The organism is Thermococcus coalescens (assembly GCF_055392585.1).
Window position 1 is genome coordinate 1,895,277 of record NZ_AP043764.1, and the last position, 14,558, is coordinate 1,909,834.

The 14,558-nt window shown below is 55.0% G+C and carries 16 protein-coding genes; 6 read left to right on the top strand and 10 right to left on the bottom strand.

The annotated features are described in order from the left end of the window. Positions 1-46 precede the first annotated feature (46 nt). Genes ACZ5M3_RS10580 through ACZ5M3_RS10590 form a run of 3 tightly spaced genes read left to right on the top strand, consistent with a single transcriptional unit; the run spans position 47 to position 1,691 of the window. A complete protein-coding gene (locus ACZ5M3_RS10580) occupies positions 47-244 on the top strand; it encodes a hypothetical protein (protein WP_464839528.1) in 198 nt (65 codons plus the stop codon). Then, positions 241-576 carry a type II toxin-antitoxin system PemK/MazF family toxin gene (locus ACZ5M3_RS10585; protein WP_464839529.1) on the top strand — a complete coding sequence of 112 codons (336 nt, stop codon included), beginning with the start codon at positions 241-243 and terminating at the stop codon, positions 574-576. Before ACZ5M3_RS10580 ends, ACZ5M3_RS10585 begins: the two co-directional genes overlap by 4 nt. After that, a complete protein-coding gene (locus ACZ5M3_RS10590) occupies positions 573-1,691 on the top strand; it encodes an alkaline phosphatase family protein (protein ID WP_464839530.1) in 1,119 nt (372 codons plus the stop codon). Before ACZ5M3_RS10585 ends, ACZ5M3_RS10590 begins: the two co-directional genes overlap by 4 nt. 10 nt (positions 1,692-1,701) lie before the next feature. On the opposite strand, the gene ACZ5M3_RS10595 is transcribed toward ACZ5M3_RS10590, so the two are convergent. Next, entirely contained in the window at positions 1,702-2,289 is a 588-nt protein-coding gene (locus ACZ5M3_RS10595; protein WP_464839531.1) for a hypothetical protein, read from the bottom strand. 104 nt (positions 2,290-2,393) lie between these two features. On the opposite strand from ACZ5M3_RS10595, the gene ACZ5M3_RS10600 reads away from it, so the two are divergent. Then, positions 2,394-2,582 carry a hypothetical protein gene (locus ACZ5M3_RS10600; protein WP_464839532.1) on the top strand — a complete coding sequence of 63 codons (189 nt, stop codon included), beginning with the start codon at positions 2,394-2,396 and terminating at the stop codon, positions 2,580-2,582. Then, positions 2,564-2,968, top strand: a complete 405-nt coding sequence (locus ACZ5M3_RS10605) for a type II toxin-antitoxin system VapC family toxin (RefSeq protein ID WP_464839533.1) — start codon at positions 2,564-2,566, stop codon at positions 2,966-2,968. Before ACZ5M3_RS10600 ends, ACZ5M3_RS10605 begins: the two co-directional genes overlap by 19 nt. Positions 2,969-3,239: 271 nt before the next feature. Here ACZ5M3_RS10605 and ACZ5M3_RS10610 read toward each other — a convergent pair whose 3' ends face one another. Both ACZ5M3_RS10610 and ACZ5M3_RS10615 read right to left on the bottom strand, forming a co-directional pair. Then, positions 3,240-3,638 (bottom strand): PIN domain-containing protein, encoded by a 399-nt coding sequence (locus tag ACZ5M3_RS10610; protein WP_464839534.1) that lies wholly within the window; start codon positions 3,636-3,638, stop codon positions 3,240-3,242. Continuing rightward, positions 3,626-3,871 (bottom strand): AbrB/MazE/SpoVT family DNA-binding domain-containing protein, encoded by a 246-nt coding sequence (locus ACZ5M3_RS10615; protein ID WP_464839535.1) that lies wholly within the window; start codon positions 3,869-3,871, stop codon positions 3,626-3,628. Before ACZ5M3_RS10615 ends, ACZ5M3_RS10610 begins: the two co-directional genes overlap by 13 nt. Positions 3,872-4,076: 205 nt before the next feature. Between ACZ5M3_RS10615 and ACZ5M3_RS10620 the strand changes: the two genes are divergently transcribed. Further along, complete coding sequence (locus ACZ5M3_RS10620; protein WP_464839536.1) at positions 4,077-5,360, top strand: FAD-dependent oxidoreductase; 1,284 nt, start codon at positions 4,077-4,079, stop codon at positions 5,358-5,360. A gap of 60 nt (positions 5,361-5,420) precedes the next feature. Here ACZ5M3_RS10620 and ACZ5M3_RS10625 read toward each other — a convergent pair whose 3' ends face one another. Genes ACZ5M3_RS10625 through ACZ5M3_RS10655 form a run of 7 tightly spaced genes read right to left on the bottom strand, consistent with a single transcriptional unit; the run spans position 5,421 to position 14,556 of the window. Further along, a complete protein-coding gene (locus ACZ5M3_RS10625; protein WP_464839537.1) occupies positions 5,421-6,068 on the bottom strand; it encodes a 30S ribosomal protein S7 in 648 nt (215 codons plus the stop codon). A gap of 5 nt (positions 6,069-6,073) precedes the next feature. After that, entirely contained in the window at positions 6,074-6,517 is a 444-nt protein-coding gene (locus tag ACZ5M3_RS10630) for a 30S ribosomal protein S12 (RefSeq protein WP_014788295.1), read from the bottom strand. Positions 6,518-6,527: 10 nt separating this feature from the next. Further along, positions 6,528-6,965, bottom strand: a complete 438-nt coding sequence (locus ACZ5M3_RS10635) for a NusA-like transcription termination signal-binding factor (RefSeq protein WP_464839538.1) — start codon at positions 6,963-6,965, stop codon at positions 6,528-6,530. Continuing rightward, the gene (locus tag ACZ5M3_RS10640) at positions 6,965-7,270 is read right to left on the bottom strand and encodes a 50S ribosomal protein L30e (protein ID WP_297091764.1); all 306 of its coding nucleotides are present in this window, start codon (positions 7,268-7,270) and stop codon (positions 6,965-6,967) included. The genes ACZ5M3_RS10635 and ACZ5M3_RS10640 overlap by 1 nt, the downstream gene beginning before the upstream one ends. 13 nt (positions 7,271-7,283) lie before the next feature. Then, complete coding sequence (gene rpoA2 / locus ACZ5M3_RS10645) at positions 7,284-8,459, bottom strand: DNA-directed RNA polymerase subunit A'' (RefSeq protein WP_464839539.1); 1,176 nt, start codon at positions 8,457-8,459, stop codon at positions 7,284-7,286. A 5-nt stretch (positions 8,460-8,464) separates the two neighbouring features. Continuing rightward, positions 8,465-11,182 carry a DNA-directed RNA polymerase subunit A' gene (locus tag ACZ5M3_RS10650; protein ID WP_464839540.1) on the bottom strand — a complete coding sequence of 906 codons (2,718 nt, stop codon included), beginning with the start codon at positions 11,180-11,182 and terminating at the stop codon, positions 8,465-8,467. Positions 11,183-11,187: 5 nt separating this feature from the next. Beyond that, on the bottom strand, positions 11,188-14,556 hold the full coding sequence (locus tag ACZ5M3_RS10655) for a DNA-directed RNA polymerase subunit B (RefSeq protein WP_464839541.1): 3,369 nt from the start codon (positions 14,554-14,556) through the stop codon (positions 11,188-11,190). Positions 14,557-14,558 lie beyond the last annotated feature (2 nt).

The window sequence follows — 14,558 nt, forward strand, 5'->3', positions numbered from 1 at the left end:
GGTGTGATGACTGCATGTCAGGCCGACACCGGTTGGAGGTGATAGCGTGGAGGGGGTTGACCTTGTTAGAGAGCTTGTGAAGATCGAAAAGAAACTTGAGAATATAGAAAGGCTCCTGGGTGAGCTACTTGAGCGGGAAGAGAGCTACGCCATTATGAAGCTTTCGGAGGAATCCCTGAGGGAATTCCTTGAGAACGAACCGGACATATATTCGGAGGATGACCTTAAGGTGAGATACAGATGAAAGGGAAGATAGTTCTCGTGCCGTTTCCGTTTACGAGCTTAAAGGGAACTAAACTTCGCCCCGCCCTTGTGTTGTTTGAAGACCGGGATGATGTTACCCTTACCTTCATTTCCTCACGGATTGAACATTACAATCCAAGTACAGACATCCTCATCGAAAAATCTCACCCGGAATTCCACTTGACTGGCCTCAAAGTTTCATCGTTCGTTAGGCTTACAAAAATAGCCACAGTCCAAAAGGATGTCCTCATTGGTGAACTCGGAGAGATAGGTCCAATCCTCAAAAAGGAAATAAGCAAGAGGATATGCTCACTTTTGGGGTTTGAACTATGAGGAAAAAGCTCGCCCTGATCAGCCTCGACGGGAATGGAATCTACAACCTCAAGCACATGCCCTTCCTGAGCGAGCTCGCCGAGAACGGGGAGTTTGAGGTAGTGGATTCAATCTTCCCGACGCTGACCGACCTGGTTCACACCACCGTGATGACGGGGGTGTGGCCGAAAGACCACGGCGTCGTCGAGAACGGCTACTACGACAGGCTGGCCGACAGAAAGGTGAACTTCTACGACTATGAGGTGGCGTTCAACCCCCACAAGGTCATAAAAGCCCCGACGGTAGTGGACATCCTTCGGGAGAGGGGAGTCCGAACTGCCGCAGTGAGCGGCTACACCATGCCTCCCTTCAGCGGCACCGACGTTAGAATCTTCCCGCCCTTCTTCGCGGGCGACAAGATGTACAGGCAGCATGGGAGGGACTGGCGGAAGGATCTGTGGGTTCTAAACTCCGCCCTGTACCTCTACGAGGAATGCAAGCCCGATTTACTCCTCGTCCACTTCGCATCCATAGACGGCATGAGCCACGATTACGGGCCGCTAAGCGAGGGAGCCTTAAAAGCGGTGGAAACCGTCGATACTGCCGTCAGAACCCTATGGGAGAGGCTGAAGGGCGAGTACGCATTCATCATCTTTGCCGACCACGGGCAGGAAGCTGTTCACACCTGGGTGAACCTCAGAACCTATCTGCGGAAGCACGGAATAGAAACTCTCCGCGTTTCCTCTGGCGGGGGCGTCCACGTCTATCTGAAGAACCCAAACGAAGTGGAGGATGCCTTTGAGGTTTTGAGAAAAGCACCCGGCGTTGGGGCAGTGTTCTTCCGCGATGAACTTCCTCACCTCGATAACCCAAACAGCGGTGAACTGATAGTCTCGGCCAAGCCGGGATACTGGTTCTGCTCCCACAGGATGTGCAAAGGAATTAAAGGTGTCAGCCACTGGGTTAAGGGAATGCACGGCTCAATGAACGAGCCGGTTGTGAAGGTTCCGCTCATACTGTGGGGGTTTGAAAAGGTTGAACTTAAAGAGCCGAGCCTGATGGACATAGCTCCGACGGTTCTGAGCTTCTTCGGGGTTGAGAAGCCGGGAAATATGGTGGGGAGGAGTTTGATATAAAAACAAAAACTCAAAGCTTGATTGAAAGTTCCGCCTTGTCACTCTTCTTGAGCTGGATTGCGAAGAGGGCCTTCTCGATGGAGCGCTTGCGGAGGTATGAGACGATAGTGAGGACAAAGCCGACGAAAGAGGCTATTGAGCTTATGCCGAAAATTGTCCAAAAATATGATCCATTTTTGATTATCAAACCACCAGTGGAGAAACCTATTCCAAGAAGTCCGAGATAAAAACCGAAGCCTAACCAAGTGAAAAGGGCATCTTTGAACGCTTCATTTTGGTATTTATGAGCTTCTTTGTATGCTAGTTCTAGGATTTCGAGTTCCTTCTTCTGGGGATAGTCCCACTTGTAGGCATCTACAAACTTTTGAGGGTCTGCTTGGACTTTATACGCAGATGATATCAATGCCATGGTTCCGGCAAGAATTACAATCACGCCTGTGAAAACTGCGATCCATCCAACGAGAGAGATGTTGCGCAAATCAAACGCAAAGAACTGGAGCAATGACAATATACCGGCCCCGATTATGGTTGATATTATAAAGCTTATATCCTTACCTCCTTCCAATTCCTTCTGAAGCTCTGCTACTCTGCGCCCCATTTCCTTCCTCCCTCCGGGTATTTATAGATTTCCCTCCTACCGGAGGGTATAACACTGGGGGAAGAGTTAAATACGCGAAGGGCAAAACCACTTCAGGTGTGAGTATGGAGGATGTGGAGTACATCTACGACGAACACGGGAAGATCAAAGGCGTCATCATACCCCCGGAACTCTGGGAGAGGATAAAGGCTGAATTCTTCGAGCCTTCAAAGTACAGGGGGATTTACAAGGGAAGAAAAGACCTCGAAAAGAGCCTCCAGGAGCTGAGGTCGGAATGGGAGAGGGGTTTCTGATAGACACCAACATCCTCATATACTACCTCGCCGATACAATTCCGGAAGAGGAGATACCCAAGATAGAGGAAATCCTGAAGAAGAGCTTCAACATCTCAATAATCACGAAGATTGAGTTCCTCGGCTGGAAAGGGCACACTCCAGAGGGCTTTGAAAAGTCAAAGGAGTTCATAAGCTTCGCCCACGTAATCCCCCTAACCGGCGATATCGCTGAGCTTGCGATTGAGTTGAGGAGAAGGAAAAGCATAAAGCTCCCGGATGCAGTAATAGCGGCCACTGCCCTGAGATACGGCTACACCCTCGTAACAAGGAACGTTGGAGACTTCAAGGGTATCGAAGGGCTTAGAATTTACAATCCGTTTGAAAGGATTGATGAGAAGGGTTAGCCCTCTTTTGCATTCTTCATTCCGATTTCGACGCCCTTGGCGATTGCTTCTTTCATTCTGGCTTCTTGGAGTTTTATATCGAGTTGTTTTCGTCCATGTCTAAGCTATAGCACTACCAGTCCTGTAAGTGCCCACCAAATATATCTCAACCACCTGATTGGGGGATGAAAATGGAAAGGACTGCACACACCTATGACAGGCGCGGTAAGATATGATAGGCCTAGGCGTTCTCCTTTTGGCTGTATAGAAGACCCGAAAAACGATGATGAACTCAAAGCCACTCGATCTTCACCCGATCCTCGACGCTCCTGAACTCTTCATCTCCGGTTAGAAGGGTTGCGTTGAGGTCTATGGCAGTGGCAACGGCAAAGGCATCGGCGTAGCTGAGCCTGTAAAAGGCCTTTATCCTGCCGGCTATAAGGGAGAGCCTCTCATCAACGGGGACGAAGAGTATGGGCTTCCTTTTCAGGTTTGCCACTATAAAGTCCGCGGTATCAAGGTCTTTCCTGCGGGCTATTATGTAGTAGACCTCGCCGAGATTGACGACGTTCATGTAGAGTTCCAGCCTGCCTTTTCCCGCTTCATCGAACATAGACCTGACCCTCTCCGCACCCCTTCCATGGAGGAGGTAGGTAAGGATAGCGTAGCTGTCTAGCACTACCCTCTCCATTTCCTGCCCTCCAGTTCCCGTTCCTCCTCCCTCACTTCCCTCATGATCTCTTTGAGGGGCTTGTCAAATTTCAGAATCCCCATAAGCTCGACATCCCTTTTCACGGGGACTATAACTATCTCGTCCCCAAAGTCGAGTATCTCAACCTCGTCGCCGGGCTTAATGCCAAACTTCTCGCGGATGGGCTTTGGTAAAACTATCTGGCCCTTTGAGGAAACTTTTACGGTAACCATCTTACTTTCACCGATTTTGTCTTACCTATAAGGGCTTAAAAACCTCGCGCCCCGTTCGTATCCCCGCATACGAGAACCCAATCTCGTAACTTGTAAACTGGAACCAGAGGGCTTAAATGTGAATCCAAACCCATATATACTTTGGGTTCCTATTACGAAGCGAGAATAACCCTTCTTCAATCGATCTCTCCGTGGAGATGGTTTTATGAAAAAGCGTACTGAGTACCTAGTTGTCGGTTCTGGCGCCGGAGGTGCCACCGTTGCGAGAGAGTTAAGCAAAGCTGGAAAGGACGTTCTAATCGTTGAGGCTGGGAAGTACGAAGAACACGTGGGGACTTTCAGGGACTCCCTCAGGTACTTTGACACCACCGGGTACAAAACTCCGAGGGCTTCCAGGGAGGGGGTTATCCTGTGGAGGACGATAATGGCCGGCGGCTCTACCGTCGTTTCGTGTGCCAACGGGATGCGGTGCCTCCAGGAGGAGTTCAAGGACCTAGGCATTGATCTGGAGGGCGAGTTCAGGGAGGCAGAGGGGGAGATGGGGATATCCCCAACCCCTGAGCGTCTCCTGTCCGAGGCGTCGCGTAGTATGAGGGAAGCATGTTCCAGCCTCGGTTACAGAATGGATCCCATGCCAAAGTTCCTCGACTTCTCGAAATGCACTCAGTGTGCCCAGTGCACCTTCGGCTGTTTTCAGGGTGCAAAATGGACGGCCCTGGATTACCTGAACGATGCACTTGAGATGGGGGCGGAAGTTCTTTACGAGACCCCAGTGGAGGAGGTCATCGTGAGGGGCGGGAAAGCCGCGGGAGTTCGGGGACGTGGTAAAGACGGGTACGTGGAGATAACCGCTGACACGGTCATACTCGCCGCAGGGGCGCTGGCAACCCCCGTAATACTCCAGAACTCTGGGATTGAATGCGCGGGAAAGGGCCTCTTTATCGACGTGTTCGTCAACGTCTACGGCCTTATAGATGACATGCACCAGGCCAGGGAACCCTCAATGCCGCTCGTCAACCACGAGTTCCACGACGAGAGGGGTTTTATACTCTCGCCCTACCTGAACACCAACAGAACCGTCAGATTCATGGAAGCCGGAAGAAAGGGGTTCATGGTCCCGACTGATAAGCTCGTCGGCATAATGGTCAAGACCGCAGACGACTCCAGTGGGGAAGTTTACCCCGACGGTAGCGTCTCAAAAAGGATAACCCATGACGACCAGAAAAGGCTCGATGATGGCTCTTCGGTAGCCAGGGAGATACTCGAGGAGATGGGTGCGGAGCCGGGTTCCATCTTTGTCTCAAAACCACAGGGTGCCCACGTTGGAGGGACCGCCACGATAGGGACGGTGGTGGACGGCTACCTTGAGACGAAGGTCAGGAACCTCCACGTCTGTGACGCCAGCGCCCTTCCAAAGGCCCCGGGAATGCCCCCGATACTGACGATCGTGGCGCTCGCCAAGTGGCTCGGAAAAGCCCTCTCTCACTGATCTTTCAATTTTCGAGAAACTTTGAGAAAAGCGGAAATGAAGGAGAAAAACCTCCAGCCCTCAGCGCGAGGACTGGGCGATCCTCTCGATCTCTTCCTTCTTGCTGTAGGCGAAGCTCTTCGGGTCCCTGTTGGCGGCGGCGATTATTTCCTCCGCAAGGGCCTGGGCGTAGCTGGTCTTGTTCCTGTAGCACTTTGCTGAAGCACCGAGGGCGATGTTCTTGAGGGCTATGTCAAGCCTCCTGAGCGGGGAAACGTCAACCGCCATGTGGTACCTGATACCGCCGAAAGCAATGGTGGTGGTGTCTTCCCTCGGGGCGGAGTTCTCGATGGCCCTGACAAGAACCTGTATCGGGTTCTGCTTCGTCCTGCGCTCGATGATCATGAAGGCCTCCTTGACGACCTCGTAGGCCTTCATCTTCTTGCTCATGAGGGAGCGGTGCTCACGCCTCATGAAGTGACCGCCGACCTTGTGGCCGCTGGCACCGCTGCGCATGACCTTGTTGATGAGTCTCTCGACGATGTGAACGTTAGCCTTTCCGAAGGACTTCTTGGCGTGCCTTCCGTGGCTGTGCGGAAGTATTCTGGCGTCGAGGTTGATGTAGGGCCTGAGTGACGGGTCGTTGACGGTTACATCCTCAACGCTCCACCTTCCCATGACCTTGAGCTCCTTTGGCTGATAGAACCTCTCTGTAAGCGGCTTGGCCATTCACTTCACCTCCTCGGCTTCTCCTTCCTGCCCTTGACGAGCTCCTTGAGGCTGACACGGTTCACCTTGACGACCTTGTACCTGATTCCGGGGATGTCACCCATAGAACCGCCCTTAGGACCGCCGATTCCCTCGATGATGACCTCGTCGTGCTCGTCGATGTGGTTTATCGCACCGTCACCCGGCGTGAAAGCGGTAACGACCTTGCCGTTCTTGATGAGCTGAACCCTGACTGCCTTACGCATAGCCGAGTTCGGCTGCTTTGCCTCGACGGCTATCTTCTCAAGGACGATTCCCTTGGCCTGCGGGGCTCCCTCAAGCGGGTCGCTCTTCTCCTTAAGGCGGAGGACTCTTCTCTTATAGCGAATGTCGCTCCAGCGGAACTTCTTCCTCTTGAGCTTGAGCTTTCTACCGGCAAACTCTCCATACGGGGCCTTCTTTCCAGGCATGATCATCACCTCAAATTATGATCACATCGTGGATGCCGTGGTGTCTCTCCATCAACTCTTTCACGAAGTTGATGTTCTGGCCGCCCCTTCCGATGGCGCGCGGCTTTTCACGCGGGCCGATGTCCAGGAGGGCGACCTTCTTACCATCACGCTTCTCAGTGATGTGAACCTTTTTAACCTTAACCCCGAGGCTCTTATAAATGTTCCTCAGGAACTCTTCTGGGTTGTCTGAGTGCTCGATAAGCTCTATGTCCTTTCCGAGCATGTTCTGAACGCGCTTGACGTTGGCTCCTTTCTTTCCGAGTGCCAGCCCCATCTCACCCTTCTTGATGACGTAGATCAGCCTGTTCCTCTTGCTGTCTATGAGGCAGTCCATCACTGTCGCTCCGGTCATGCTCTCGAAGAGCGCTATGAACTTGATCTGGTCGGTGTTGAGCTTGAGCGGCATTACTCCTTACCCCCAAGAGCCAGTATTCTGCTCTCACCGGGGTCTATCACGGCGAGGGCCGAGACAGTGTGCGGCCTTCCGAGGAGCGTTCCGAGCTCGACGCTGGTACCCTCAAACTCGTAAACAGGTATGCCGCTGAGCTTGGCGTAGTACTCGATGTCCTCCTTGATGTCCGGCCTGGCGTTCTTTGCGACGATAATCAGCTTCGCTCCACCCATCTTGGCGTACTGTATGGCCTTCTTGGCACCCATGATTATCTTTCCGGTCTCCTCAGCCTTCCTAAGCTCGAATGCAAAGTCAACCATTAACTACACCTCCCTACTCCCTTTTCGGTCTCAGGGGGAGATTCATTGCCAGTTTGACTATCCCCGTACCGACGGGCACGGGCTGTCCAATAAGGACGTTCTCGACGACGCCATTGAGCGGATCGGTTTCGCCCCTCTCAGCAGCCTCGAAGAGGTGCTGGGTGGTGATCTCGAAGGCGGCCCTGGCAAGCACGCTGGCCTTCTCCCCAACTATACCGTGCCTGCCTATGGGCAGTATCACACCGTCGAGCGTCATCATGTCGGCGACGAGCATGATGTGCCTGACGTCGACCTCAAGACCCTGCTCGCGCATCGTGTTGACGATTTCCTCGATGATTGCATTCCTCGCCGCCTCGATGCCGAGCACCTCGGCGATCTCGTGGATGTTGTTGGTCCTGGTTCTCGTCGGGTCAACGCCCGGAACCTTGAGGATCTGCTTGAAGTTGGAACCCTCGGTGTAGATGACGTACTCGTCGCCTTCCTTCCTTATGATGGTCTTCCCGACGCCCGAGAGACCCTTAAGGCGGTGCTTTTTAACCTTTTCGGCAAGTCTCCTCAGGTCGGAGAGCTTGCCGACCTTCTTGGGGCGCATTATGACCGTATAGCCGTCAACCTCAAATTCGGCGCTCTTGAAGGAGCTCTCCAGCTTCCTCTGGATTCTCTCCATGTCGAGACCGGCCTTTTCGAGCCTCTCCGGGTCGATGTCGACTATGAACTCGAAGTTGAGGATGTCTATGCTGGTCTCCCTTGCAAGGTTCTCCAGGGTGGTTCCCTCAATGCGCCTCGCGACCTCCAGAGCCTTCTCCCTATCATAGCGGTGCTTCTCGTCGAGGTAGACGGTCATGATCGGCGTTGAGGGGTTCTTTCTCGCGTCGACAATCTCGATGATCCTCGGCAGACCGAGGGTGACGTTAATCTCGGCGACACCCGCGTAGTGGAAGGTGTTGAGGGTCATCTGCGTTGAAGGCTCACCGATGGACTGTGCCGCGACGGTCCCGATGGCCTCGCCCGGCTCTATGAGCGCCCTCTGGTACTCCTTGACGGCCTCGTCTATGATGGCCTGAACCTCGGCCTTCTTGAGCTTGTACTTCTTGTTGTACTCGATGAGCTTGCTGTAGAGCTCTTCCTTGATGTTGTCGGGAAGCTCGGCCTTGTCAACCATGCTCTTGATGGTTTTTGCGGCGACCATTTACCTCACCCCCTCCCCCTCACTTTGAGCAGGGTTTTCACAATGACCCTATCAACGTCCACGGTCTTGCCTCCCCAGCTCTTCATGGGATCTATTCCGTCCTCACCGTACTTGAACTGGACGATGATTCCCGTTGGATCCCTGACCGTTCCGTCGTAGTCAACCTTGAGGTCCTGGAGCGCGTTGATGAGCCTGCGTTGCATGTAACCGCTCTGGGCTGTCCTGACCGCGGTGTCGACGAGTCCCTCACGTCCGCCCATGGCGTGGAAGAAGTATTCCTGTGGCGTGAGACCGCTCTTGTAGGAGTTGGTGACGAAGCCCTTCGCCCTGGCCCCGAGGTCATCTGGCTTGAAGTGAGTGAGAACCCTTCCGCGGTAGCCGCGGTAGAGCCTTTTACCACGGATGGACTGCTGGCCGAGCATCGCTGCCATCTGGGTGATGTTGAGCATCTTACCCCTAGCCCCGGTCTTTGCCATTATGACGGCGTGGTTGTTCATACCGAGGTAGCGCTCGGCGACCTTACCGGCGTTGTCACGCGCCTCGGCGAGAACGGCCATGATGTTGCTCTCCAGCGTCTCTTCGAGGGTCTTACCGGGCAAAGGCTCAAGCTCTCCGTTCTTGTACGCCTCAATGAGCCTGTTGACCCTTTCCTCAGCCTCGCGGATTATCTCCTTGATCCTGTCGAGAGCCTCGCTTGGAAGGTCCTCGTCGTCTATCGCGGTGGTAAAGCCCTTGTGGGTTATGACCCATATGGCCAGCTTGGTGACCTGGTCGAGGAACTGCCTCGCCCTCTCAACACCGTACTCCCTCACTATGAGGTCAAGGAGCTTTCCGTCCTCCCTTCCGTAGGCCTTCTTGTCTATCGCACCGCTCAGGAGCTTTCCATTGAGTATGTAGGTGAAGCCGTCGTAGGCGAGTTTCCTGACCTCTTCCTCGTCAGGGATGAGCTTCTCCTCGATGAGCTTTTCAATGGCCTCGCATCTCTCGGGCTCATCGCAGAGCTTGTTGCGGTACCAGATGGTGAGGTCGTCCGGCAGGAGGAGTGAGAATATCGTCTTTCCGCTCCAGAGTTCAACGCCGTTCTCGATCTTGTCCGGCTTGGGGAGCTCCTTCACGTCAACGCCTGCAAACATGAGCATCTGCTCGACCTCTGAGCGGGTGAAGTAGGCTCCCTCACGTGTGAGCAGGTAGCCGCCGGAGATGTGGTCCTGTATTCCGGCAATGAGCGGGCCGCCGTAGCGCGGTGAGATGATGTGATTCTGAACTTCCATGAGTATCTTCGCTTCCGCCTGCGCCTCCTCCGTCTGCGGGACGTGGAGGTTCATCTCGTCACCGTCGAAGTCCGCGTTGTAGGGCGGGCAGACGGCGAGGTTGAGGCGGAAGGTCTTGTAGGGCATTACCCTGACGCGGTGGGCCATGATGGACATCCTGTGAAGCGAGGGCTGTCTGTTGAAGAGGACTATGTCGCCATCGAGGAGGTGTCTCTCGACGGTCCAGCCGAGGTCGAGCTTTTCGGCGATGATCTCAAGGTTGTTCTCCATGAGGCGGATTCTCCTGCCCTCCGGGTCGATAACGTAGTTGGCTCCCGGGTACTTCTCGGGCCCGTTGAGGACCATCCTCTTGAGCTTCTCGAAGTTGAACTCGGTGACCTTTTCCGGAACGGTGAGCTCCATGGCTACAGCTATGGGGACACCAACCTCGTTGATGCTTATCATCGGGTCGGGGCTGATGACGGTACGGGCGGAGAAGTTGACACGCTTACCGCTGAGGTTTCCACGGAAGCGTCCTTCCTTACCCTTGAGCCTCTGCGCCAGGGTCTTCAGCGGCCTCCCGCTCTTGTGCTTGGCCGGCGGAATTCCGGAGGTCTCGTTGTTGATGTAGGTGGTGACGTGGTACTGGAGGAGGTCCCAGAGGTCTTCTATGATAAGCTGAGGGGCTCCAGCCTCGATGTTGGACTTGAGGCGGTTGTTGATACGGATTATGTCGACGAGCTTGTGGGTGAGGTCGTCCTCCGCTCTGATACCGCTCTCAAGGGTGATGGAGGGTCTCATGGTAACGGGCGGAACGGGCAGAACCGTGAGAACCATCCACTCCGGGCGGGCCTTTTCGGGATGGAGTCCGAGGAGATGGAGGTCCTTGTCGGGTATCTTCTCAAGCCTGTCCCTGACCTCGCTCGGCATCATCCTGTGCTTGTACTCGTTGCCCTCCTCGTCCTTCCTGAGCTCCCAGTAGATGGTCGGCCTCTCGAACTTGATCGGGAACTGCGGGGCGCCGCAGTGCGGGCAGACCATTCTCTCCTTGGCCTTCTTGTGTATCTCCTTGATGAGCCTGTCCTTGGCCTTCTTCCTGTCGCCCATGACCTCGAACTTGTGGGTGTACTCCTCTATCTCCTCGTCGGTGAGCTTTATCCTTCCGCACTCGCGGCAGGTGCTCTCCAGAACCCTGTGGATGGTCTTGGCGAAGCCGACGTGGATTATCGGCCTGGCGAGTTCAACGTGACCGAAGTGGCCGGGACAGTCTCCGGCGCGGGCACCACAGGTCTCACAGCGCAGTCCCGGGTCGATAACACCAAGCCTCTTGTCCATGAGGCCGCCCTCGATGGGGTAACCGTCATCGTCGTATGTATCGGGGACGCTTATCTCGGCCGCGCTCATCTTTCTGATTTCCTGAGGTGAGAGGATTCCGAACTCAATACTTCCGATGACCTTTTTCATCGACTGCATGGCGATCACACCCTATCAACTATGTTGAGAGACGGCCTTATTCCCATCGCCTTCAGCTCGTCCAGCAGCAGCTTGAAGGCATAGCTCATCTCCACCTTGCTTATCTTCTCTTCCTCTCCACAGACCGGGCAGTAGACTTTACCGCGGCGCTTGTCCTCAAGTGCCAGGTGTCCGCAGCTCTCGCAGACCCAGACCTCGGTCTTGTCGCTTTCCTCCAGCAGTCTCTCTATGAGCAGCATCGCGGCGCCGTGGCCGATGAGGACGTCACGCTCCATCTCACCGAACCTGAGACCGCCTTCCCTGGCTCTACCCTCGGTCGGCTGCTTGGTGAGAACCTGTACGGGACCCCTGCTCCTCGCGTGCATTTTGTCGGCCACCATGTGGTGGAGCCTCTGGTAGTAGATGACACCGACGAAGATGTCGGCCTCAAGCCTCCTTCCTGTTATGCCGTCGTACATGACCTCCCTTCCGCTGTGCTTGAACCCTAGCTCCTCAAGCTCCTTCCTGAGTCTCTCCTCCGGCTCACCGATGAAGGCAGTGCCGTCAACGCGTCTGCCCTTTAGCGAGGCAACCTTTCCGCCGATTGCCTCGATGAGCTGTCCGACGGTCATACGGCTCGGGATACCGTGCGGGTTGACTATGAGATCGGGAACGATTCCGCTCTCGGTCCAGGGCATGTCCTCCTGCGGGACGATCAGACCTATAACACCCTTCTGACCGTGCCTCGATGCGAACTTGTCTCCGAACTCTGGGATGCGCAGATCCCTCACGGTTATCTTGACGAGCTTGGTTCCGTCGCCGGTCTCGGTGATGATGACCTTGTCCACGATGCCCTTCTCGCTCGGTCTGACGGCAACGCTGGTTTCACGCCTCTCCTGGAGGATTATGCCTCCGAGACCGCTCTGCTCCTCAAGGAACCTCGGCGGGGAGGTTCTTCCGACGAGGACATCCTTTCCTTCCACCTTTGACTCCGGGAAGATTATGCCGTCCTCATCGAGATGCCTGTAGTACTTCTCGCCGAGATAGCCCTGTATCGTCGGGTCGGGGACCTCAAAGCGGTCAGTCTGACCGCCGAGGTATCTCTTCTCCTCAGCTTCATATGTTCTGAAGAAGGTTGAGCGAGCAAGACCGCGCTCTATCGATGCCTTGTTCATGATGACGGCATCTTCCATGTTGTATCCCGAGTAGCTGAGAACCGCGACCACGAAGTTCTGACCGGCGGGCCTCTCCTCAAAACCGACGGCCTTCATTATGCGCGAGTTGACGAGCGGAACCTGCGGATAGTGCATTAGGTGACCTCTCGTATCGACTCTTATACGGAAGTTGGCCCAGCCGAGACCGAGGCTCTGCTTTGCCATACCTGCACCGTAGGTGTTTCTTGGAGCGGCGTTGTGCTCCGGATACGGGACGAGTGAGGCCGGAATACCGAGTATCGCCGCGGGCATCAGCTCAAGGTGGGTGTGTTCCTCGGTGACCTCCCAGGGCCACGTTGCCACGTAGGCGTTCTCCTCTTCCTCAGCGTCCAGGTACTCGATGACCCCCATCTTGACGAGGTCGCTCCAGGTGAGGGTGCCGTTCTTTATTCCCTCGATGTGCTCTTTCGTGAGCTTTGGCTGTCCGTTTTCGACTATGATGAGGGGCCTCCTAACACGGCCATCGTCACTGTTGATGTATATCTCTTTGACCTCCTCGTCCTGGTAGAGGGCAACGTTGATTGCGTCGCTTATTCTTCCGCTTCTTCTGTCGGTTCTTATTCTGTTCACGAGGCTTTCTCCGTCCTCAACGGTTCCGATGAGGACACCGTTGAGGTAGACACGCCAGAGGTCTGGATTCGGCCTCTGCTCTTCTATTGGGACAACTCCGAGCCTGTTGAGGTACTCCCTGGCCTCCTCCTCTGGGATTCCGGTGGTTATTTGGGCCATCAGAGCGAGGTTCTTGACGAGACCACAGTTCGGACCTTCCGGGGTTTCCGTTGGGCATATCCTGCCCCAGTGGGTTCCGTGCAAATCACGCGCCTCGAAGTGGGGCTGATCCCTGCTCAGAGGAGAAGTGACGCGCCTGAGGTGAGAGAGGGTTGACATGTAGTTGGTCCTGTCGAGGAGCTGGCTCACACCGGTTCTACCACCTGGCCAGGCACCGGTAGCGAGGGCATGCTCAATCCTCTCGCTCAGCACGTCGGGCCTTATAGAGTTTCTCACGAACCTCTGGATGTTCTCGAAGGTGTAGCGCTCGCCCTTCCTCTGGTACGTCTTTGTCATCTGATACTGCATGTCCTTTACGAGCTGGCCGAAGGCAACGCGGAAGAGGTCTCTGAGGAGGTCTCCAGCCAGCTTGAGCCTCTTGTTGGCGTAGTGGTCCTTGTCGTCCTCACCGCGGAGGCCGAGGGAAAGCTCCAGAACCTTGAGGGCCATCATGCCGAGATAGTAGGCCTTTGCCTTTCTGTCCTTCTCCTCAACGCCCATGTGGGGCAGGAGGTTGTTGTCTATGATGTGCTGGGCCCTCCTGAGTCTGTACTCCTTGGGCTGGCCTGGGAGGGCGAGCTTGCCTATGTAGTCGAGCGCCTCCTCCTGGCTGGTTATGTCGCTTGCGTCCTCAAGGTTGTCGAAGAGAACCTGCTGTATGCGCGGGTCGTCGCTCACCGCCTCGACGATCTCCTTATCGCTGAGAACACCCAGGGCGCGCATAACGTAGACGAACTTAACCGGCCTGGGAACGTTTGGAATGTTGACGTAGAGGATTCCGTCCTTTCTCCTTTCGACAGTGATTAAAGCCCTGTATCCGTGCCTGTAGGAGAAGCACTTGGCTATCACCCTGTTCTGCCTCTGGTCCCTTTCAACCAGGGTCTTGTTCGGGGCGAGGTCTTCGATAGAGACGATAACCCTCTCGGAACCGTTGATGATGAAGTATCCTCCCGGATCCTTCGGGTCCTCGCCGAGTTTTATAAGCTCCTCGTCGCTGAGGCCGTAGAGGCGGCACGCCTTGGATTTGAGCATTATCGGAAGCTCGCCTATGCGTACCTCGACAGCTTCCTGGGCGATGCCGTTAACGACAGGAATGAGTTCAAGATACAGTGGAGCAGAATAGGTCAGGTTTCTGATCCTCGCATCCATCGGGTAGAGGGGCTTTCTCTGTCCCTGGGCCTCCTGGAACTCGGGCTCGCCGAGGCGAACCTTTCCAAACTTGACCTCGAAATCGGGGATGTCCGGCTTAATGCCGCCGAACTCGTCTATGACCTTCTGCATCCCGTAGTCGATGAAGGCGTTGTAAGAATCAAGGTGCTGTCTGACGAGTCCCTTTTCCTTCCAGTATGCCTCCATAACGAGCCAGAGGTCGTCAGGAGTAACATCCACAACGGTCGGTCCTCTCGATGCCATAA